We start from the raw sequence: 21,317 nt of genomic DNA, 5'->3' as shown, positions 1-21,317 counted from the left end.
TCCTGGCTTACTTGGACGGCGGCGTGGTGCCGGCCGGGGCGCCTGCGCCGAGCGTCTTGTCGCGGGTGGCCGGGATCACGCCCGCGTCGCCCACCACTTCCACTTTGGCGCCCGCGCGCAAGCGGTCGGTGCCTTCGACGACCACCCGATCGCCGGGTTGCAGGCCTTCGTTGACCGCCACCATGCCATTGTTGATCGCGCCCAGCTTCACCTGGCGCACCTGGACCGTGTCGTCCGGCTGCACCAGGAACACGAAGGCGCCGGCCGAGCCCTGCTGGATGGCGGCGGTGGGGATGGCCGTGACGTCCTTGCGCGTCAGCACGTGCAGGCGCACGTTGACGAACTGGTTCGGGAAGAGCGCGTCGTCCGCGTTGTCGAACCGAGCCTTCAGCTTCAGGGTGCCGGTCGTCACGTCGATCTGGTTGTCCAGCGTTTCAAGCTGGCCCGTGGCGATGCGCCGGGTGTCGGCGCGGTCGTAGGCGTCGACGGCCAGCGTCTTGCCCGCTGCGATCTCGGCGCGCACTTCGGGCAGCTGGGTCTCGGGCAGCGTGAACACGACCGAAATCGGCTGGGTCTGGGTGATCACCACCAGCCCGTTGGTGTCCGAGCTGGACACCAGGTTGCCCCGGTCCACCTGGCGCAAGCCCAGGCGGCCGCTGATGGGGGCCGTGATGCGCGCGTAGTCCAGCTGCAGGCGGGCGTTATCCACATTGGCCTGATCGCTCTTGACGGTGCCCTCGTACTGGCGCACCAGCGCAGCCTGCGTATCGACCTGCTGCTTTGCGATCGAATCCTGCTTGAACAGGGCCTGGTAGCGTTGCAGGTCGCGGCGCGCGTTCTCCAGCTGGGCCAGGTTCTGCATCTGCGTGCCGCGCGCCTGGTCCAGGGCCACCTGGAAGGCGCGCGGATCCACCTGCGCCAGCAGGTCGCCCGCCTTCACGCGCTGGCCTTCCTGGAAGGCGACCTCGACCAGCTCTCCGCTGACCCGGCTGCGGACGGTGACCGTGTTGTACGCGGTGACGGTGCCCAGCGATTTCAGGTAGATGTCGATGTCCTGTTGGGTGGCCGTGGCGACGCGCACCGGCACCGCCATGCTGGCCATGGCCCCCGCCGGCGGCCTGCCGCCGGGACGCCCTCCGGGGCCGCCCGCGCCTCCGGGCTTGGCCGAGGGCCGCAGGACCAGCCAGGCGATGCCCGCCACGACAAGCAACAACACCGCCAGGCCGACTAGGCGGCGGGTCCGGCGGGCGGGTGGAGAGACAGGACGGCTTTCAGGCATGGAACGGTTCTGGCACTGGCGGGGAAAGCCGTATTGTCTACTAGACCGTCCCGGTTTCCAGCATCGAGGCCCGCAGTTGAAACTTGCCGCAACAGGAATCGCGCCAGGAGCAGGATGGGTGTAGCGCGAGAGTTCTTAACAAAGAACGCTATTGCTGGACGCGCGAAACCTATCGGCCGGCGCAAGCCGGCATTTGCGCTTGCCACGAAAAACGGCGGCTCGCGCCGCCTGATGGGTTACGCGCGTTCGATACTTGAGTTCTTCCTCAAGAACCCTCGCGCTACACCCATCCTACGAGTTGCAGAGGGTCATCTGGAAGGCGACGTCGCGCGCGACCTGCTGGGGCTTGAATTCGCCGTCCTGGGTGGAAAAACGTATCCAGATCATGTACTTATTGGCGCTGATCTCTGGAAATACGCCCTGGGACGGGTCCAGCCAGACCCGCAGCAGCTGGAACTGCTTGCCGCCCAGCATCTGCTGGTAGGCGCCCTGCTCCGCCACGATGTCGGTCTTGCGGCCGGACTCGCGCAGCAGGCGCAGCGCCAGGGTCAGCCCGTCGTAGAGGGGGATGAACGGCGCCACCCAGGATTGCAGGTCCGCGCAACGGGCGGCTTCGGACTTGTTCTGCCAGGCGAAGTACGAGGGCATGTCGACCTGCGTTGCGCTGCCCGGCACGGACAGGCGCCCGCGCAGGCTGGTCAGCCATTCGTTTTCACGCAGGGATTGGCCGGTCTTGCCGGGCGCGGCCAGCGCGGTGGCCACCTTTTCCATCTCGCGCAGCATCGCTTCCAGCGCGTCCTGCGCCACGCCGGGATGATCCCGCAGTCCGACCAGCGCCAGCCGCTGGCGCTCGAGATCCTGCAGGAGCGCGCCCTTGACGTCGGTGCGCTCGCAGGCGTCGAGCAGATCGAACAGGGAGGTGACCGCAACCTGGTGTTGGCGTGAATCCCCTTCGCGAGCAAAGAAAAACAACCTGTCGAACAGGAATTCCAGCCGCAGATAAGCGCGGATGCGCTCATTGAAGGGGTATTCGTAAACAATCACGCTTTTTTACAGGCCCATCTGTGGTTGGCCGACAGGCCAATGTTATTCAGGGGTGCCGGCCTAGGCTTGCCGGCCCGTCGTGCTCGCCAGCGCCAGCCAGCGTTCATGCAGGGTCTTCGCCTGCGCGCGCAATTGTTCCGGCGACGTCGCGCCGTCGTTGATGATGACGTCGTCCGCGACTTCCAGCCGGCTTGCCCGCGCAGCCTGTGCCGCCATGATACGCCGGATGGCCGGCTCCGTCAGCCCGCTGCGCGAGCGCACGCGCGCCACCTGGGTGTCGGGGTCGCAATCGACCACGCAGATGCGATCCAGGCGCGGACGCCAGCGCGGCAGCGACTCCACCAGCAAAGGCACGACGAAGACCAGGTACGACCCGGTGGCCGCGCGGGCCTGGCGCTCGGTCTCCTGCCCGATGGCGGGGTGCAGCACGGCTTCCAGCCGCTGGCGTACCTGCGGATCCGAGAAGGCCTGCTCGCGCATCCATGCGCGGTCCAGCGCGCCGTCGGGAGTCAGCGCCCGCTCGCCGAATTCGCGTTCGATCGCCGGCATGGCGGCGCCGTTCGCGGCGGTCAGTTCGCGCGCGATCTCGTCGGTGTCGACGAGCGAGGCGCCCCACTCCGCGAGCATGTCCGCCACGCGGGTCTTGCCCGATCCGATACCGCCCGTCAGCCCGATCTTGAACATACCGCCCGTCCTGTGTTGCCCGGTGGCCCCCGCGTGGCGCCCGCCGGCCGCGCTAGCCCAACCATTCCCAGATACCCTCCTGCCCGCCCGCCAGCAGCGTCACGATGCCCGCCAGCGCCAGGTAGGGGCCGAAAGGCAGCGGCTGCCCGCGGCTGGCGCGCCCGCTGAGCGTCAGCAATCCGCCGATCAGCACGCCCAGCAGCGATGCGCTCAGCAGCAGCACCGGCAGGGCCTCGATGCCGAACCAGGCGCCCAGGGCGGCCAGCAGCTTGAAGTCGCCGTAGCCCATGCCCTCGCGCCCGGTCAGCAGTCGGAATACATGAAAGATAACCCACAGGAAGACATAGCCCGCCACGGCGCCGGCAACCGCCATCCGCACACTGGCGAAGGCATCGGAAAAATTGACGAGCAGGCCCGCCCACAGCAGCGGCTGCGTCAGCGCGTCGGGCAGCAAGGTGGATTCGAAGTCGATCCAGGCCAGGGCCACCAGCGCGGCGGACAGGCCCATGGCGCACAGCGCGAGGGGCGTGGCGCCGAAACGCCAGGCGCAGGCGGCAAACAGCACGCAGCTCAGCAGCTCGATGGCGGGGTAGCGCCAGCCTATCGCCGCCCCGCAGGCGGCGCAGCGCCCCCGCAGCAACAGCCAGCCCAGCAGGGGCAGGCGCCGCCAGCCGGATACGGGCGCTTCGCACGCCGGGCAATGCGAGGCCGGCGACAACAGGCCGTAGCGGTTCGTGGACCGGGCATGGCCTGCCGCCTCCTGGCATTGCGCCTGCCATTCCTGTTCCATCATGCGCGGCAACCGGTGGGTCAGGGTCGTCAGCCAGTTGCCGACCGCCAGGCCCGCCAACGCCGCCAGACCGATGAACAGCCCCAGGGGCAGATCGAACACGTGCCGCATCGCCGTCATCCGTGCGGACGGAGCGCGCGCGCCGGCGCAGCGCCCGCGCGGCCGGGAACGCAATGGAAGACGGGCCGCCGGCGGCCTTGTCGTAAATTGTGCATAAAGTGCGGGCTACGCCCAAGAGCGGCTAAGGGAACGTACCGAATCTTCGCATAAGTGCGTAAAATCGGAGACAGACTCAATTCACGGATAAGCTGCCATGACCGCGCGCGTCGACATCGTTACCCGCCCCCGCAAACTCAGCGTCATGGGGCTGCTGCTGGCGGGCGCCGCACTGGGCGCGGCAGGCTGCGCCCAGCAGAAAACGGAAGGTTATTACGACCCTCCGGCGGAAAGCACCGTGACCGACGCGCAGTACCAGGGCTCCGGCGCCGGTTACCGTAGCGTCATCCGCGCGCCTTCGCAGGTGCAGATCGCGCTCAAGCCCGATGCCCGCAAGCCGCAGAACCAGGCCCAGCAGGCCGCCGCCGGCGCGCAGACCACCGAAGACGGCCAGGCCGTGCCGGAAAACACCGAAGGCGGCGGTTCCGGCGGAGGCTCCGCCCCGGCGGCTCCGGCGCCCGTGCCCAACGCCGCGGTGCACAACCTGGTGCCCCAGCCGCAAACCTATATGGGCACGCTGCCGTGCTTCTCGCCCGCCATGCAGTGCACGGCGCAGCGCGTCACGCTGACTCTGGCCCCCAATGGCCGCTGGCGCGGCCGCACGGCCTACCTGGAAGACGACCCCAAGAAGGGCCCTCCGGTTGCCGAACAGGGCTGCTGGGACGCCACCGACGAACGCCCGCCGCGCGTCATCCTGATGGACGGCCAGGGCAACGCCCGGGTGGAATTCCTGGTGGCCGCCAACAACGTGCTGCGCGTGCGCTCCATTGGCGGCAAGACGCCCAACCTGAACTACAACCTGACCCGCCAGCCCGACCTGGATCCGATCGACGAACTGGCCAAGGCAAGCGCGCCCAAGTGCCCGTGATTCCTGGCGGCGGCCAATCGCCGCCGACCCGATGCGCAGGCCCCGGGCCTGGCGGACGACCCGTTCGCCAGGCCCGGTTCTTTTGGGCGCGCCATGCCCGGCCGGCCGCGCGGGGATAAGAATGGACATCAGGTCTCGGCGCCCGGCCCGGCCCGCGCCTGCCCGTATTCGGGCTGCGGCTGTTCATGCAGCATGGCGGCCGGAGCAAGCAGGCCGCTTTTCTGGCAACGGCCGCCCGGCACGGGCGATGCGCCCGAGCGCCCATGCGCGCACAGCCGGCATGCCAGCTGCATGGCGTTGCGGGCGTCGAGCTTGGTGAAGATGCGGGCGCGGTGGGCCTCGACTGTGCGCAGCGAAATGCCCAGGTCGATGGCGATGACCTTGTTGGGGCTGCCGGCCGCCACGTAGGCGACGATCTGCCGTTCGCGCGGCGTCAGGGAAGACAGGACGGCTTCGAGATCGGGGCGTGGGATTTGCATGTGGCATGTCTCCTGCAACGTAAGATTGCAGCGAGTCTGCCCGGCCCCGCTTCCTGCGGGAAGCTGGCAATTCTGCCAGGGGAGGGACATAAACGCCCCTCTCCCAGGCATGGCGTCAGGCCGTGTAGGCCAGCTCCAGGTTGTCGATCAGGCGGGTGCTGCCCAACTTGGCGGCCGCCAGCACCACCAAGGGCTCGCCGGCCTGCAGGTCGGCCGCTTCGGGACGCTTCAGGTCGCGTTGGCGGCGCAGGGCCACGTAGTCCACCTGCCAGCCGCGCTGGGCCAGGCCGTCTACTGCCTCGCGCTCCAGCGCGGCGGCGTCGCGTTCGCCCTGCGCCAGGCGCTGGCCCAGGCGCTGCAACGCGGCGTACAGCGCGGGAGCCTCGGCGCGGTCGGCGTCGCTCAGGTAGCGGTTGCGGGAGGACAGCGCCAGCCCGTCATCGGCGCGCACGGTTTCGTGCGCCAGCACGTCCACGGGCAACTGGAACTGGCGGCACATGTTGCGCACCACCATCAGCTGCTGGTAATCCTTCTTCCCGAACACGGCCACGCGCGGCTGCACGCAGGAAAACAGCTTCAGCACCACCGTGCTCACGCCTTCGAAGAAACCGGGGCGGAACTCTCCTTCCAGGATGTCGCCCAGGTCGTCGGGAGGCTGCACGCGGAAATTCTGCGGCTCGGGATACATTTCGCGCTCGTTCGGCGCGAACAGCACGTAGACGTCGCGCTCACGCTCGAGCTTCTCGATGTCGGCCGCCAGCGTGCGCGGATACTGGTCGAAATCCTCGTTGGGGCCGAACTGCAGCCGGTTCACGAAGATGCTGGCCACCACAGGATCGCCATGCTGGCGCGCCAGCTTCATCAACGCCAGGTGGCCTTCGTGCAAGTTGCCCATGGTAGGCACGAACGACACGCGGTTCTGCCCGCGCAGGTGATCTCGCAATTCCTGGATGGTGTGTACGACTTTCAAGGGGACTCTCCGGGGATGGACGGCGTTTCCTGGCCCTGCCGGGCTCAGGCCGCGACCGCCGCCACGCTGGTATAGGCCAGGCGGACGTAGATGGGCGCGTAGGGCTCCGCCTGCGTGATCTCGAGGAGCGATTCGCGGGCCAGCTCCAGCATGGCGATGAAATGCACGACGACCACCGCGGCGGGCGCGCCTTCGCGGACGCGCTCCATGAACAGGTCGCCGAACTCCATGAAGCGCACGTCGTTCAGGCGCCGCAGGATGTGCGTCATGTGGTCGCGGACGGACAGCTGTTCTCGCGTGATGTGATGGTGCTGGTTCAGCTTGGCCCGCTTCATGATGTCGGCCCAGGCCGCGCGCAGGTCGTCCACGCTGACTTCCGGCAGCATACGCTCCACGCTGAGGTCGGCCACCGCCTGGCTGCTGACGAAATCGCGGCCCAGCTGCGGCATCGCGTCCAGCTTCTGGGCCGCCAGCTTCATCTGCTCGTATTCGAGCAGGCGGCGCACCAGTTCGGCGCGGGGATCCTCGGGCTCTTCGCCGGTGTCGGTCTTCTTGACCGGCAGCAGCATGCGCGACTTGATCTCGATGAGCATCGCCGCCATCAGCAGGTACTCGGCGGCCAGCTCCAGGTTGTGGATGCGGATCTGCTCCACATACGACAGGTACTGCCGCGTGACATCCGCCATGGGGATGTCCAGCACGTTGAAGTTCTGCTTGCGGATCAGGTAGAGCAGCAGGTCCAGCGGCCCTTCGAACGCTTCCAGGAACACTTCCAGCGCATCCGGCGGGATGTACAGGTCCGTGGGCATCTGGAACAGCGGTTCGCCGTACAGGCGCGCGTACGCAACGCTGTCGATCGTGTCAGGTGTGCTGTCGACGGGCGGTTCCACTAGCGCGGCCAGGGCGTCGCCCGGGACGGAAGCGTTTTGGGCCATGGTTGCCGCAATGGACTCAATCGGCCTGGTATACGTACGGCTTTTGCGGCACGCGGGCGGCGCGGAAGCCTTCCAGCAGCTCCGAGTCCTGCGGTTTGTCCCAAAGACGGGCGCGGCCCTCGCGCTGGCGCTCTTCGGTGCCAGGGTGCGATTGCTTGTAGTCTTTCAGGAAAAGGGTGATCTCGGATTCGTAGTTGGTCGCCATGACACCAATTTCAATGGGTTTCGGATATGGGGAGTTTACTTCACGGCGGCCTCCCCCCCGGCGTTACAATCTCGCGGCACCCAACGCCCCCTCCCGCCATGTCCGCAGAATCCGCAGCAGCAGCCCATCCCGCTCCGTCACCCACCCCGGAAGCGCTGCGCGCGGCGCGCATGATCCCCTTCATCGTCGGCTGCGCCCTGTTCATGCAGATGCTGGACGCCACGGTGGTCGCCACCGCCCTGCCGGCCATGGCGCGGGCGCTGGGATCCACCCCGGTGCGGCTCAACGTGGCCATTACTTCCTATCTGCTGTCCGTGGCGGTGTTCGTGCCCGTCAGCGGCTGGGCGGCCGACCGCTACGGCGCCCGGCGGGTGTTCGTGGCCGCCATCGGCCTGTTCACCCTGAGCTCCGTGGCCTGTGCCCTGTCCCAGGACCTGCCGCAGCTGGTCCTGGCCCGCGTCGTCCAAGGCATGGCTGGCGCGATGATGGTGCCCGTGGGCCGGATCATCCTGCTGCGCACCGTGCCCAAGCAGGACCTGCTCAAGGCCATGTCCTTCCTGTCCATCCCCGCCCTGCTGGGGCCGGTGATCGGGCCACCGCTGGGCGGCTTCATGGTCACCTACATGTCCTGGCACTGGATCTTCCTGATCAACATCCCGATCGGCGTCCTGGGCATCTTCCTGGTGTTGCGCTACGTGGCGGAAATCCGCGAGGAAGGCACGCCCAGCCTGGACTGGCCGGGCTTCCTGCTAAGCGCCATCTGCCTGGCGACGCTGGTCAGCGGCTTCGAAGCCATCGGCCGCGACGTAATGCCGCTGCCCATGCTGCTCGGCCTGATCGCCACGGGCATCGCCTGCGGCCTGCTGTATGGCTGGCACGCCCGGCGTACTGAACATCCCATCATCGATCTTTCCCTGATGCGGATCCCCACCTTCGCCATCGCCACGCTAGGCGGCAACCTGTGCCGCTTCGCCGTGGGCGCCACGCCCTTCCTGCTGGCCATGCTGCTGCAGGTGGGCTTCGGGCTCACTCCCTTCTCCGCTGGCCTGATCACCTTCGCCAGCGCGGCAGGCGCGCTGCTGATGAAATTCGTCGCCACGCCCATCGTGCGCCATTTCGGCTTTCGCCGCGTCCTCACCGTGAACGCGGTGCTGGCCGGCGTGTTCATCGTGGTCTGCGGCGCCTTCACGCCCGACACGCCGGTCTGGCTGATGATCGCCATTCTCCTGGTCGGCGGATTTTTCCGCTCGCTGCAATTCACCGGGGTAAATACGCTAACCTATGCCGACATTCCCCCGGCCAAGATGAGCCGCGCCAGCAGTTTCGCCGCCATGGCGCAGCAGCTCGGCATCAGCCTGGGCGTGGGCGTGGCCGCGGTCACGCTGAACATCAGCATGTCCTTGCGCGGCGCCGAGACGCTGGCGATACGGGACGTCGTCGCCGGCTTCATCGTGGTCGGCGTGCTGTGCATGGCTTCGACCTTCTCCTTTGGACGCCTCGACCCTCTGGCCGGGGCACACCTGAACGGCGCAAAACAAAGTGACGACGAGTGAATTTGTCCTGGCCCTGGACCAAGGAACCACCAGCTCCCGAGCCATCGTATTCGACCGCGAAGGCGTCGTGCGCGGTGTCGGCCAACGAGAGTTCCGCCAGCACTACCCCCGCCCGGGCTGGGTCGAGCACGACGCGGGCGAAATCTGGAACAGCCAGCTGGACGTGGCCCGCGAGGCCCTGCGCAACGCCGGCGCCACGGCGGCCGACATCGCCGCCATCGGCATCACCAACCAGCGTGAAACCACGCTGATCTGGGAACGGGCCACCGGCCGCCCGCTGGCCCGCGCCATCGTCTGGCAGGACCGCCGCACCGCGCCGATGTGCGATCAGCTGCGCCAGGACGGCCACGCCGATTTCCTGCAATCCCGGACCGGCCTGGTGCTGGACGCCTATTTCTCCGGCACCAAGCTCGCCTGGCTGCTGGACCACGTGCCCGGCGCCCGCCAGATGGCGGACCGCGGCGAACTGGCCTTCGGCACCGTCGACACCTGGCTGATCTGGCAATTGACGGGCGGCGCGGTGCACAGCACCGACCCCAGCAACGCCTCGCGCACCATGCTGTTCGACCTGCACACGCAGGACTGGAGCGACGAGATCCTGGCCTTGCTGAAGATCCCCCGCAGCGTGCTGCCCGCGATCGCGCCCAGCAGCGCCGTGGTCGGAGAGGCGCTGCCCGAATGGCTGGGCGGCGCCATTCCCATCGCCGGCGTGGCGGGCGACCAGCAGGCCGCCACCTTCGGCCAGGCGTGCTTCACCCCCGGCATGGCCAAGAACACCTATGGCACCGGCTGCTTCATGCTGATGAACGTCGGCGACAAGCCCGTGCAATCGCAGAACAACCTGCTGTCCACCGTCGGCTGGGGCTTGCCCCGGCCCGGCAAGAGCGCCTGGAATTCCACCTACATGCTGGAAGGCGGCGTGTTCGTGGCGGGTGCGGCCGTGCAATGGCTGCGAGATGGCCTGGGCATCATCCAGCGCTCCGAAGAGATCGAATCCCTGGCGGCCAGCGTTTCCAGCACCGACGACGTCTTCATGGTCCCGGCCTTCGCCGGCCTGGGCGCGCCGCACTGGGATCCCTATGCGCGCGGCACCCTGGTGGGCCTGACCCGCGGCACCACCCGCGCGCACATCGCCCGCGCCACCCTCGAATCCATCGCCCTGCAAAGCGCCGAGCTACTCACCTGCATGAACGCCGACAGCGGCATCGCGCTGACCGAACTGCGAGTGGACGGCGGCGCGGCCCGCAACGACCTGCTGATGCAGATGCAGGCGGACGTGCTGGGCGTGCCCGTGGTGCGCCCGCGCGTGCCCGAATCCACCGCGCTGGGCGCCGCCGGCCTGGCCGGCCTGGCGGTGGGCTTCTGGTCCGGCCAGGACGAGTTCGCCTCGAAATGGCAGGCCGAACGCACCTTCGAGCCGACCTGGCCCCAATCCGTGCGAGACGCCCGGATGAAACGGTGGCGCCAGGCCGTGGAACTGTCCAAGGGCTGGTCCGCGAACGCGGGCACGTGAGCAGCGTCCGCCCCCCTACGGCAGGAAGCCGCAGGTCAGTGTCTGACACCCTTACGAGAAGAAACCACGGGCTCGTGTCTGACACCCTTACGAGAAGAAGCCACGGGCTTGAAGCAACTGGTCACGGGTGTCAGACACAATCATGGCCAGCAAACTCTTCCCCCAAAAGTGTCAGGCACCCGGCAACGTGTCAGACACCCGGGAACGCCTCTGCAGCCCGTACCAGCATCGCGTAAGGGTGTCAGACACAAGCCACCCTCACTCCGCCTATCGGCACCACCGTCGCGCTGAATTCCTTCAGCAGCTCTTCCCTGCGGGCCGCGGCCTTTTCCATCGCGGCCTCCTTCACGTGCCCATAACCCCGGATCTCCTCGGGCAGGCTGGCCAGGGCCACGGCCCGGTCCAGGTTCCCGCGGTTCAGCTTGGACAGGATCGCCGTCAGCGTCTCGCGGTACTCGCGGATCAGTTCGCGTTCGGCGCGGCGTTCCGCCGTGTAGCCGAAAATATCGAGCTTCGTGCCGCGCAGGCCGCGCAGCCTGGCCAGCAGGCGGAAAGCCCGCAGCATGCCCGGGCCGTAGCTGCGCTTGATCAGGTGGCCGTCCTTGTCGCGCCGCGCAAACAGAGGCGGGGCCAGGTGGAACCGCAGTTTCCAGTCGCCTTCGAATTGCTCGACCACCTGCTTGATGAACTCGCCGTCCGAATACAGCCTCGCCACTTCGTATTCGTCCTTGTAGGCCATCAGCTTGAAGTAGCCGCGCGCCACCGCCAGCGCCAGCCGGTTGGTGCCGGTGGCCTCGCGCTCCGCGCGCGCCACCTTGTCCACCAGATCGGCGTACTGCCTGGCGTAGGCGGCGTCCTGGTAGCCGGTCAGGAAGTCCTTGCGCACGGACACCAGCTGCTCCAGTTCTCCCGCGGGTTTCTTCAACGCCACCACCGGACTGGCCGCGCGCGGACGCTTCAGTTCGATGATGCCCTCGGGGTGCGCTGACGGCGCGCCCCCGTTGGCCAGCAGTCGGTTCACACCAGCCAGGTCGTAGGCCGCGCGGCGCCCCCAGGCAAAGGCGGAGATGTTGTTCGGCACCTGCTGGCCGTTGAGCTCGATGGCGCGCAGCAGCGCCTCCTGCGACAACGGGATCCAGCCCTTCTGGTAGGCATAGCCCATCATCAGGGGATTGGCGTAGATCGCGTCGCCCAGCAGGCCCACGGCCAGCGCGGCTGCATCCACCGTGCAGAGATTATCCTTGCCGCAGGCAGCCTGCAGGTCCGCCGTCAGGCTGGCGCCGGGCAGCGTCCAATCGGGATTGCCGACGAACGCCGCAGTGGGAGCGGTATCGCTGTTCAGCAGGACATGCGTACGGCCCGGGCTCACGCGCGCCATGGATTCCATGCTGGTGGCCACGACCAGGTCGCCGGCCAGCAGCAGATCGGCCTCGCCCATGGCGACCCGCGTGTTCATCAGGCGGTCCGGCGCCTGTGCAAGAACCACATGGGAATACACCGCGCCGCCCTTTTGCGCCAGGCCCGCCATGTCCAACACCGAACAGCCCTTGCCTTCCAGGTGCGCGGCCATGCCCAGCAACTGGCCGATGGTGACGACGCCCGTGCCGCCCACCCCGGCGATGAAGACCCCGTAAGGCTGCTCCAGCCCCCGCGCGGGCGGATGCGGCACGCCCTCGTCGATCGCGCCGTCCTGCGCCAGGGCCTGCGGCTTTTTCAGCTGGCCGCCTTCCACCGTCACGAAACTTGGGCAAAAGCCCTTCAGACAGGAGAAATCCTTGTTGCAGCTGGACTGGTTGATCCTGCGCTTGCGGCCGAACTCCGTATCCAGGGGCTCCACCGACAGGCAATGCGACTTCTGCGAACAGTCGCCGCAGCCTTCGCACACCCGCTCGTTGATCAGCACGCGGCGCGCCGGATCCGGGTAGGCGTTGCGCTTGCGGCGGCGGCGCTTCTCGGTGGCGCAGGTCTGGTCGTAGATCAGCACCGACACCGCGGGATGCTCGCGCAGCTCGCGCATCACCGCGTCCAGTTCGTCGCGGTGCTTCACCGGCACCCCCGGCGCCAGACCTTCGATCTGCCCGTACTTCGCGGGATCGTCCGTCACCACGACGATTTTCTCTATGCCCTCGGCCGCCATCTGGCGGCTGATCATCGGCACGCTGAGCGGGCCGTCCACCGGCTGCCCGCCCGTCATCGCCACCGCGTCGTTGAACAGGATCTTGTAGGTGATGGGCACCTTGGCCGCCACCGCCGCGCGTATCGCCAGCAGGCCCGAATGGAAATAGGTGCCGTCGCCCAGATTGGCGAACACATGCTTTTCGTCGGTGAACGGCGCCTGGCCCACCCAGGGCACGCCTTCTCCGCCCATCTGCGTAAAGACATCCGTGCTGCGGCCCATCCACCTGACCATATAGTGGCAGCCTATGCCCGCCATCCCACGCGACCCATCCGGCAAGCGGGTCGAGGTGTTGTGCGGGCAACCCGAGCAGAACCACGGCTTGCGCTCTTCGACCACCCGCGGGCGCGCCAGCGCCTGTTCGCGCTCGCCGATGAACGCCAGGCGCGCCTCGATGCCGGCCCGCACGTCCTCGGGCAGTTCGAAGCGCAGCAGCCGGGCGGCGATCGCGCGCGCGACCATGGCGGGCGAGAACTCGTAGTGCGCCGGCAGCAGCCAATTGCCCTGGGGCACCGACCATTCGCCGCCGTCCTTGTCGTCGAACTTGCCGACCACCCGCGGGATCTTCTTGCCGCTGCCGATCCAGCTGAACAGCTCTTCCTTCAGTTGGTATTCCAGCACCTGGCGCTTTTCCTCGACAACCAGGATCTCGTCCAGGCCTTCCGCGAAGCTCTGCGTGCCGGTGGACTCCAGCGGCCAGACCATGCCCACCTTGAACAGGCGCAGGCCGATGCGCCGGCAGACGGCTTCGGACAGGCCCAGGTCCGACAGCGCCTGGCGGGTATCCAGATAGGCCTTGCCGGAGGTCATGATGCCGAAGCGGGCGTCGCGTTGCGGCACGTCCCAGAGTTCCCGGTTGAGCCGGTTGGCGCGGGCGTAGGCCAGGGCGGCATAGAGCTTGTAGTCCAGCAGGCGGGCCTCCTGCTGCAGCGGCGTATCCGCCAGCCGGATGTTCAGGCCGTCGGCGGGCAGTTGGAAATCGTCGGGCAGCAGGATCTGCACGCGCTGCGGATCCACGTCCACGGAGGCGGACACCTCGACGATGTCGGTGATGCACTTCATGCCCACCCATACGCCCGCGTAGCGGCTCATCGCCCATCCGTGCAGCCCGTAGTCCAGCACTTCCTGGACGCTGGAGGGGAACAGCGCCGGGATCATGCAGGCCTTGAGGATGTGGTCGCTCTGGTGCGGCAGCGTGGAGGACTTGGCCGGGTGGTCGTCCCCCGCCACGACCAGCACCCCTCCATGGCGCGCGGTGCCCGCCGCGTTGGCGTGCTTGAAGACGTCGCCACAGCGGTCCACGCCGGGCCCCTTGCCGTACCACATGCCGAACACGCCGTCGTACCTGGCGCCCGGGAACAGATTGACCTGCTGCGAGCCCCATACCGCGGTGGCGGCCAGGTCTTCGTTGATGCCGGGCTGGAACTCGACGTGGTGCGCCTTCAGGTAGCTGGCCGCCTTCCACATGTTCTGATCGACCCCGCCCAGCGGAGAACCGCGATAGCCGGACACGAAGCCCGCCGTGTTCAATCCGGCCTTCAGGTCGCGCATGCGCTGCATCATCGGCAGGCGGACCAGGGCGTGGATACCGCTCATCCAGGCGCGCCCGGATTCCAGGGTGTACTTGTCGTCCAGCTGGACGGATTCAAGCGCCGCGCGGATGGCGGGCGTGAGAGGGGCGTTCATGTCTGCTCCGAGGGATCCTGGAACCCCCGCCGGCTTCGCGCGACACCCTCTTGAAGCGCACGCGGGCGAGCAGGGGACGTGAATTCCGGGCGCTGGCGCGCTTCTGTTTTCCCTTGGTTGTAACCGGTAGCCCCACCCCCGGCAATAGGGCGATGCGATAATTGCCGCCATGGACTTCGCCCCACGCATCGTCGACTGGCAACGCCAGCATGGCCGCCACGATCTTCCCTGGCAGAACACCAGAGACCCCTACCGGATCTGGCTATCCGAGATCATGCTGCAGCAGACCCAGGTCGCCACGGTCATCCCCTACTACGACCGCTTCCTGCAGCGCTTCCCGGACGTGGCCGCGCTGGCGGCGGCCGCCCAGGAGGAAGTAATGCCCTACTGGGCGGGGCTGGGCTATTACGCCCGCGCCCGCAACCTGCACCGTTGCGCCCAGGAGATCGCGCGCGACTGGAATGGCCGCTTTCCGCCCACGGCGCAGGCCATCGCCACGCTGCCCGGCATCGGCCGCTCCACCGCCGCGGCGATCGCGGCGTTCGCCTATGGCGAGCGTTCGCCCATCCTGGACGGCAACGTCAAGCGCGTGTTCACCCGCCATTTCGGCATCGCCGGCGATCCGGCCAAGCGCGAAGTCGAGCAACGGCTGTGGGCGCTGGCGGATGCGCAGGTCGAGGCCGCGCCCGGACTGGACATGGGCGCCTATACGCAAGGGCTGATGGACCTGGGCGCCACGCTCTGCACGCGCGGCAAGCCCGCCTGCGGCAAATGCCCCGTGGCCGACAGCTGTGTGGCCAGGCGCGAGGGGCGCCAGGCCGAACTGCCCACGCCCAAGGCGCGCAAGGCCATTCCGGAACGCGAGACCTGTATGCTGGTGCTGCGCCATCAGGGCGCCTTCCTGCTCCAGCAACGGCCGGAGCCCGGCATCTGGGGCGGCCTGTGGAGCCTGCCTGAATTCGATACGGCCCAGGATCCGGACAGCGCATCCCGCGCGCTGGGCCTGGAACCCGAGGAACGCTTCGAACTGGCCGCCTTCGCCCACACCTTCACGCACTACCGCCTGCATATCCGGCCGTGGCTCGTGCCGGTGCGGGCGGCCGGGTTGCGCGAGTCCGCGCTTCCCGAGCGCTGGGTGCCCGCCGACCAACTGGCCTCGACGGCCCTGCCCGCCCCCGTGAAGAAGCTGCTTCTGGGCCTGGTCGAGGCCGGCATGCAGGGCGGCTTGTTCAGGGACTGAACGCCACCGAGGAGCCACGCCCTAGACGGTGGCGACCGGCGTCACCGGCGAGCCGAAGGAGCCGGGCAGGCGCAGCGGCGGGCACGTCAGCATGAAATGGCTGCGGCCGTTTTGCCGCAGCCATTGCGCCAGCGGCGTGAGGTACCAAAGCTCGCCCAGGTGGATGCCCAGCCTGAACAGGCAAGCCTGATGCAGCGGCAGCCCCTCGCACTGAGGGCAATCGTTCTTCTCGTACGGATACCCCTCGACGGCGAAATTGTCGGCGATCAGGACGGCAATCCCGCTTTCGTCGATCCAGCGCAACAGGCGCTCATCCCGCCCGTCCAGCACCGCGCAGCTGTTATGCAGCACATGCGGATCGGGATCCCCTCCCATGTCGATCAGCTTCTGGCCGAAGCCGGTATGCAGGCACAGCATGTCGCCGGGCTGGATTTCCACCCTGTCCGCGTCGATGACGCGCCGCAGCGCGTCGTACCCCACGTAGGTCCTGGCGTCTCCGTAATGGGCGTGCAAGTCCAGCATGACGCCGCGCCCCTGGACGCCGGTCTCGGCCATTTTCTCGATGCCCAGGCGATGCGCGCGGGCCTCCGACTGCTCCGTGGGCCCCATCACGTCCACCCCGGCGCGGAAGCCGTTGTAGTACACCGGCACCGGAATGCCGTCATCGTTGACGTCGAAGTACTGCCCAACGTGCGACAGCGCATCCCATTGGGTTGAATACTGGGTGTAGAGCGTCACCGAATCGTCGCTCGAGCAATCGACGTAGCGGGCGTCTTCGAGCCGCAAGGGGTAGTTGACGCTGAACAGGCCGCGTTTCCTGGTGGCCACGTGCCTGCGGGGCGGCAGGCGGTTCGGATTGAGCGCCGTGCCCCCGGGCAGGTCCAGCGGCAAGCTGAGGCAAAAGGCTACGCCCGCGCGCACTTCGCCAGCCGCCCGCACGCGTCTCTCGGCGGTCAGCAGGTTCAGGCGGCCCAATTCGTCGTCGGCGCCAAACTCGCCCCAGTTGGAGCCCGGCGGCCTTTTTTTCCAACGCTGGTTCATCCTGCCCCCCTTACTGTCCGACGTTCTGGCGCTGGCCCCAGGCCGGCAGCGGATAGGTGATCTTTTCGGTCACGCCGAATTCGGCGGGCCAGATCGTGCGGATCTGCCGGCCCTGCCACTGGTCCACCATCGGGAAGGCGCGCGTGTTCTCGCCGGTCTTGGGATCGAACTTCACGCCCCAGCCGACGATGGTGGAACCCACGGGTTTGTCCAATGCCAGAAATGCCTGGCGCACCTTGTCCGGGTCCACGCCGCCGGCGGCCGGCAGCACGTCGGACAGCAACACCCACATCGCGTTGAATCCCATGGCGGAATGCGCGGACGGCTTGCGGCCGAACTTCTGCTCATAGCGCTCGTGGAACACCTTGAACAGCGCCGCCGCCTCGGGCGTCAGGCCGGCATCATTGAAGTAGGCCGACGTGCCGGCGTTGAATACGCCATTGACGTCGTCGCCCAGCGCTTCGGCGAAATCAGGGATATTGTGGGCGCCGCCATTGCCGATCAAGGCCTTGACGTTCAGGTTGGCCTCACGGGCCTGCCGCCAGAAGAGAATGCCGTCGGGCGTATAGGAACATGCCACGATCACGTCGGGATTACTGGACTTCAGCCGCTGAACCAGCGATGACAGGTCGGTGGTCTTGTAGCTGTAGCTCGACTCGTCGACGATCTGCACGCCCTTTTCCTTCAGCCACTTGCGGGCGCCGTCGGCAACGGCCGAACCATAGGAGCTGTCCTCGTTCAGGATCGCCACGCGCGCCTTGTCCAGCGGAACGCCCAGCTTGGGCAGGATGACGTCGGTGGCGTATTGGGCGCTGCCCTTGCCCAGTTCGCTGGCCGGATAGATGAACCGGAACAGGTTCTTGAAGCCGCGGCGCGTGATGTCGTCGGCCACGGCGCCCTGTTCGACATAGATGACGCCGTTGCGCTCCGCGACCTGGCTGGCCGCGAAGGAGATCGAGCTGGCGTACGAACCCACCAGCACCTTGACCCCATCACGGTTGATCAGGCGCATCGCCTGCGACGCCGCTTCGTTGGAGCCAGGCACGTCGGTGGTGAGCAGCACGACCTTCTCCCCCGCCACGCCGCCCTTTTCGTTGACGAGATCTCGCGCCAGCTCGAAGCCGCGGTTCACGTCATTGCCCAGCGAGGCCAAGGGCCCGGTCAAGGGCAGCACCACGCCCACCTTGATGTCGGCATGCGCGCTGGCGCCTGCCGACAGCATGGCGGCGCAGACCGTGTTCAACAGCAATTTCCTGACTTTCTTCATGGTTGTCTCCTGTTCCGCGCATCAGGCGGATTCCGTCCCCGAAGCCTCAGAGGCCCAGGTATGCTTTTCTAACTTCCGGGTTGTCCATCAACTCGCCGCTGGCCCCGCTGACCGCCACCCGGCCGTGATTGATCACGTAGCCGCGGTCTGCCGCCTTGAAGGCCTGGCGGACGTTCTGCTCCACCAGCATCACCGTGGTGCCGAGCCTGCGGATTTCCGCGATCGCCTCGTACACCTTGGACACCATCACCGGCGCCAAACCCAACGACACCTCGTCGATCATCAGGAGCTTGGGCCGGGCCATCAGGCCGCGGCCGATGGCGCACATCTGCTGTTCGCCTCCGGACAGGGTCCCGGCCATCTGGCCGGCCCGGTTCTTCAGCACGGGAAACAGTTCGAAGATGGTGCGCAGCGTGGCTTCGCGCTGGGGCCGCGCATGCGGCGTGAAAGCGCCCAGCTCCAGGTTGGTCCTCACGCTGAGCCGCGGGAACAGCCGCCGTCCTTCCGGCACGTAGACCATGCCGCTGGCGACCACATCGTGGGTCGACGCGCCCTCCATTGGCTTGCCGTCCAGCTTCACCGTGCCGCTCCTGGTGGGGATCAGCGTAGCGATGGCGCGCATCAGCGTGGTTTTGCCCGCCCCGTTGGATCCCACGATCGCGACCACCTCGCCCTGGCCCACGTCCAGGTCCACCCCCAGAAGCACGTCGCTATCGCCGTAGGAGGCCTCGAGCCGGCGAACTTCAAGCAAGGACATAGTCGTCTCCCAGATAGGCGCGAACCACGTCGGGCTGGCGCAGCACATCGCGCGGCAAGCCGTCGGCGATTTTCTGGCCCTGGTTCAGGACCACGACGCGATCGGCCACATTGAGCACCGCCTCGATGTTGTGTTCGACCAGGACCACCGTCATGCCGTCCGCCCGCAGTTCGCGGATCAGGTCCAGCAGCTTGAGCACCTCCGGCTGGTTGAGACCGGCCATGACTTCGTCCAGCAGGATCAGGCCCGGCCGTGTCGCCAGCGCCCGCGCAATCTCCAGGCGCTTCTTGCCGCTGATGGTCAGCGCGGCGCCAAGCTGCTCCTCGCGTCCCGCCAGGCCGACGCGGGCGATCACGGCGCGGGCGCGCTCGCGGGCCTGCGCAATGTCGGCTGTATGCCCCAGCGCGGCCACCAGCACGGTTTCCACCACGCTCATGGAAGGGAACAGTTGCGGAATCTGGAACGTGCGCGCCAGTCCCGCCCGGCAGATGCGCGGGCCGTCCAGGCTGGCCAGTGCCCGACCGCGGAAGCGGATGGATCCGCCGTCGCACGGCAAGGCCCCGGCCACCAGGTTGAACAGCGTGGTCTTGCCAGCGCCGTTCGGGCCGATGAGGGCCACGATCTCGCCCTCATCCACCTTCAGGCTGACCTGGTTGACGGCGATCAGGCCGCCGAACCGCTTTTCGACTCGATCGACTTCAAGCATCGCTTGCCGCCTCCTTGACAGCCACCTTGCGCGCGCGGCGGGCCGACCAGGCTCCGATCACGCCCTGCGGCAGCAGCATCACGATTACGATCAACAGGGCGCCGTAGACCACCAGGTGCGCGCCGGCTCCCGCGTTGCCCAGCCAGTCGCGCAGGAATTCCTGCAACGGCAAGGCGATCACGGCGCCCAGCACGGGCCCCAGCAGCGTGCCGACGCCGCCCAGAATGGTCATGAGCGCCAGATCGATGGAAATCGACGTGGCGAAGACCGTGGCCGGTTCGATGTACAGGACGTACTGCGCCATCAACGTGCCGCCCACGGAGGTGAAGGCCGCGCTGACCAGAAAAGCGATCAGCTTGTAGCGGCGCAGGTCGATCCCGCTGGCCTGGGCCGCCTCCTCGTTGTCGCGCACCGCCCGCAGGTAGTAACCGACGCGGCTGCGCGTCAGCGCGTAGACCACGGCGCAAACCAGCAGCATGAAGCAGCCGGCCAGCAGGGCGTAGCTGCGCGGCTCGGCGAAGATCATGCGCCCGAACCCCGGCTGGTAGTCGATAGTGATCCCGTATGGGATATCGGCCTTGCGGCGCAGCCACAGCAGCACGATGCGCACCGTCTCGCCCACCGCGATGGTGGACATGGCGAAGAACACGCCGCGCAGCCGGAATACGGGGTAGGAAATCAGGAAGGCCAGCAGCACGGAAATCGCCATGCCGGCCAACATGCCCAGCCAGGGATTGATTCCCGCCATCGTGTACAGCAGCGTCGAGCTGTACGCGCCGATGCCGAAGAAGGCGGTGTGCCCCAGGGAGAACTGCCCCGCATAGCCGCCCAGCAGGTTCCAGGCGGAAGCCAGGCCCGCGTACAGCATGACCAGGAACAGGAGATTGAGATAGAAGCGATCGCTGATCGCCAGCGGCAGCAGCAGAGCCGCAGCCGTCATGATTGCGATACCCGCGCCGTCGCCTTTGCGCCATTCCAGCCAGTGCATGTTCATTTCAGACCCTCCTTTTCCGCGCCCTTTACGCCGAACAGGCCATTGGGCAGGAACGACAGCAACAGGATGAGCAGCACGAAGTGGGTCGCCTCCTTGAGGTCGGGCTCCAGGTAGCCGACGAAAGTCTCGATCAGGCCCAGGATAATGCCGCCCGCCAGCGTGCCCGCGACATTGCCCAGGCCGCCCAGCACGACCACCACGAACGAGATCAGCACGAAGCTGGATCCCACCGAGGGATAGGCATAGAAGCTGGGTATCAGCACGCCGCCGGCCAGCGTGGTCAGGCCGATGCCCAGCGCGAAGGCGACGGCCAGCGTCTTGTTGATGTTGATCCCCACCAGGCGGGCCGCCGACAGGTCCTGCGACACGGCTTCGATCGCCTTGCCCATGTAGGTGCGCTTGATGAACAGCATCGTCAAGGCCATGGCCGCCATCGCGAACAGGAAGGACACCAGCCGCGTGCTGCTCACGTGTCCGCCGAACAACGCAATCGACTCCTGCGCCGGCGGGAACACCTGCACGGTCAGGTAATCGGCGGAGAACAGCATCAGCGCCAGGTTCTGCAGCACCAGGGCCAGGCCCAGCGTGGCGAATACCTGCGTCATTTCGCTGCGGTAGATCGTGTAGCGGATCAGCCCCAGATAGAACGCCACGCCGATCGCGGCGCCCGCCAGGAATATGAGCGGCGCCCCCCAGTAGGGGTCCAGCCCCGCCAGCTTCCATAGCCAGAACGCCGCGTACATGCCGATCATCAAGAATTCGCCATGGGCGAAATTGACGACCTTGGCCACGCCGAAGATGAGGTTCAGCCCCATGGCTCCAAGCGCGTACACGCCGCCGAGCAGTATCCCCGACAGCGCCAGTTGAATCAGAACATCCATTTCCTCTCCCGAGCACGCGTCGGCGCATGCCCG

19 protein-coding genes are annotated in these 21,317 nt (G+C 67.3%); 4 read left to right on the top strand and 15 right to left on the bottom strand.

Annotation, left to right across the window (positions count from 1 at the left end; translation table 11 throughout):
• Positions 1 to 7: 7 nt before the first annotated feature.
• The 4 genes from JL37_RS13780 to JL37_RS13765 all read right to left on the bottom strand — a co-directional run bounded on the left by JL37_RS13780 (position 8) and on the right by JL37_RS13765 (position 3,908).
• Positions 8 to 1,279 (bottom strand): MdtA/MuxA family multidrug efflux RND transporter periplasmic adaptor subunit, encoded by a 1,272-nt coding sequence (locus JL37_RS13780; RefSeq protein ID WP_043544695.1) that lies wholly within the window; start codon positions 1,277 to 1,279, stop codon positions 8 to 10.
• Positions 1,280 to 1,570: 291 nt separating this feature from the next.
• A complete protein-coding gene (gene zapD, locus JL37_RS13775; protein WP_043544694.1) occupies positions 1,571 to 2,323 on the bottom strand; it encodes a cell division protein ZapD in 753 nt (250 codons plus the stop codon).
• 60 nt (positions 2,324 to 2,383) lie between these two features.
• The gene (gene coaE, locus JL37_RS13770; protein WP_043544692.1) at positions 2,384 to 3,007 is read right to left on the bottom strand and encodes a dephospho-CoA kinase; all 624 of its coding nucleotides are present in this window, start codon (positions 3,005 to 3,007) and stop codon (positions 2,384 to 2,386) included.
• Positions 3,008 to 3,059: 52 nt separating this feature from the next.
• The gene (locus JL37_RS13765; RefSeq protein ID WP_043544691.1) at positions 3,060 to 3,908 is read right to left on the bottom strand and encodes an A24 family peptidase; all 849 of its coding nucleotides are present in this window, start codon (positions 3,906 to 3,908) and stop codon (positions 3,060 to 3,062) included.
• A gap of 202 nt (positions 3,909 to 4,110) precedes the next feature.
• Between JL37_RS13765 and JL37_RS13760 the strand changes: the two genes are divergently transcribed.
• Positions 4,111 to 4,881, top strand: coding sequence for a copper resistance protein NlpE N-terminal domain-containing protein (locus JL37_RS13760; protein ID WP_043544690.1), 771 nt, complete (start codon positions 4,111 to 4,113; stop codon positions 4,879 to 4,881).
• 128 nt (positions 4,882 to 5,009) lie between these two features.
• On the opposite strand, the gene JL37_RS29735 is transcribed toward JL37_RS13760, so the two are convergent.
• The 4 genes from JL37_RS29735 to JL37_RS13740 all read right to left on the bottom strand — a co-directional run bounded on the left by JL37_RS29735 (position 5,010) and on the right by JL37_RS13740 (position 7,470).
• Positions 5,010 to 5,360 (bottom strand): response regulator transcription factor, encoded by a 351-nt coding sequence (locus JL37_RS29735; protein WP_052097189.1) that lies wholly within the window; start codon positions 5,358 to 5,360, stop codon positions 5,010 to 5,012.
• A gap of 115 nt (positions 5,361 to 5,475) precedes the next feature.
• Complete coding sequence (gene panC / locus JL37_RS13750) at positions 5,476 to 6,330, bottom strand: pantoate--beta-alanine ligase (protein WP_043544689.1); 855 nt, start codon at positions 6,328 to 6,330, stop codon at positions 5,476 to 5,478.
• A gap of 44 nt (positions 6,331 to 6,374) precedes the next feature.
• Positions 6,375 to 7,265, bottom strand: coding sequence for a ScpA family protein (locus JL37_RS13745; protein WP_043544688.1), 891 nt, complete (start codon positions 7,263 to 7,265; stop codon positions 6,375 to 6,377).
• A 16-nt stretch (positions 7,266 to 7,281) separates the two neighbouring features.
• Positions 7,282 to 7,470: a DUF3460 family protein gene (locus JL37_RS13740; RefSeq protein WP_008165355.1), complete on the bottom strand. Its 189-nt coding sequence runs from the start codon at positions 7,468 to 7,470 to the stop codon at positions 7,282 to 7,284.
• Positions 7,471 to 7,568: 98 nt separating this feature from the next.
• On the opposite strand from JL37_RS13740, the gene JL37_RS13735 reads away from it, so the two are divergent.
• Together JL37_RS13735 and glpK are read left to right on the top strand one after the other, a co-directional pair.
• Positions 7,569 to 9,023, top strand: a complete 1,455-nt coding sequence (locus JL37_RS13735; RefSeq protein ID WP_043544687.1) for a DHA2 family efflux MFS transporter permease subunit — start codon at positions 7,569 to 7,571, stop codon at positions 9,021 to 9,023.
• Positions 9,010 to 10,536 (top strand): glycerol kinase GlpK, encoded by a 1,527-nt coding sequence (gene glpK, locus JL37_RS13730; RefSeq protein WP_043544685.1) that lies wholly within the window; start codon positions 9,010 to 9,012, stop codon positions 10,534 to 10,536. Before JL37_RS13735 ends, glpK begins: the two co-directional genes overlap by 14 nt.
• 241 nt (positions 10,537 to 10,777) lie before the next feature.
• Here the strand turns inward: glpK and JL37_RS13725 are convergent, their stop codons facing one another.
• The gene (locus JL37_RS13725) at positions 10,778 to 14,398 is read right to left on the bottom strand and encodes an indolepyruvate ferredoxin oxidoreductase family protein (protein WP_043544684.1); all 3,621 of its coding nucleotides are present in this window, start codon (positions 14,396 to 14,398) and stop codon (positions 10,778 to 10,780) included.
• 169 nt (positions 14,399 to 14,567) lie between these two features.
• Here JL37_RS13725 and mutY point away from each other — a divergent pair, with 169 nt between their 5' ends.
• Positions 14,568 to 15,638, top strand: a complete 1,071-nt coding sequence (gene mutY, locus JL37_RS13720) for an A/G-specific adenine glycosylase (protein ID WP_043544683.1) — start codon at positions 14,568 to 14,570, stop codon at positions 15,636 to 15,638.
• A 21-nt stretch (positions 15,639 to 15,659) separates the two neighbouring features.
• Here the strand turns inward: mutY and JL37_RS13715 are convergent, their stop codons facing one another.
• From JL37_RS13715 to JL37_RS13690, 6 genes are read right to left on the bottom strand one after another with little or no spacing between them, the layout of a single operon-like run.
• Positions 15,660 to 16,679, bottom strand: coding sequence for a cyclase family protein (locus JL37_RS13715; RefSeq protein ID WP_043544682.1), 1,020 nt, complete (start codon positions 16,677 to 16,679; stop codon positions 15,660 to 15,662).
• A 10-nt stretch (positions 16,680 to 16,689) separates the two neighbouring features.
• Positions 16,690 to 17,946: an ABC transporter substrate-binding protein gene (locus JL37_RS13710; RefSeq protein WP_052097187.1), complete on the bottom strand. Its 1,257-nt coding sequence runs from the start codon at positions 17,944 to 17,946 to the stop codon at positions 16,690 to 16,692.
• A 46-nt stretch (positions 17,947 to 17,992) separates the two neighbouring features.
• On the bottom strand, positions 17,993 to 18,703 hold the full coding sequence (locus tag JL37_RS13705; protein WP_156124304.1) for an ABC transporter ATP-binding protein: 711 nt from the start codon (positions 18,701 to 18,703) through the stop codon (positions 17,993 to 17,995).
• Entirely contained in the window at positions 18,690 to 19,409 is a 720-nt protein-coding gene (locus JL37_RS13700) for an ABC transporter ATP-binding protein (RefSeq protein ID WP_043544681.1), read from the bottom strand. Before JL37_RS13700 ends, JL37_RS13705 begins: the two co-directional genes overlap by 14 nt.
• Positions 19,402 to 20,403: a branched-chain amino acid ABC transporter permease gene (locus JL37_RS13695; protein WP_043544679.1), complete on the bottom strand. Its 1,002-nt coding sequence runs from the start codon at positions 20,401 to 20,403 to the stop codon at positions 19,402 to 19,404. The genes JL37_RS13700 and JL37_RS13695 overlap by 8 nt, the downstream gene beginning before the upstream one ends.
• The gene (locus tag JL37_RS13690) at positions 20,400 to 21,284 is read right to left on the bottom strand and encodes a branched-chain amino acid ABC transporter permease (RefSeq protein WP_043544678.1); all 885 of its coding nucleotides are present in this window, start codon (positions 21,282 to 21,284) and stop codon (positions 20,400 to 20,402) included. The genes JL37_RS13695 and JL37_RS13690 overlap by 4 nt, the downstream gene beginning before the upstream one ends.
• Positions 21,285 to 21,317: the final 33 nt, after the last annotated feature.

The organism is Achromobacter sp. RTa, assembly GCF_000757485.1.
GTDB lineage: Bacteria > Pseudomonadota > Gammaproteobacteria > Burkholderiales > Burkholderiaceae_B > Achromobacter.
Note: the sequence above shows the minus strand (reverse complement) of the source record. Positions and strands in the feature narration are given on the sequence as shown.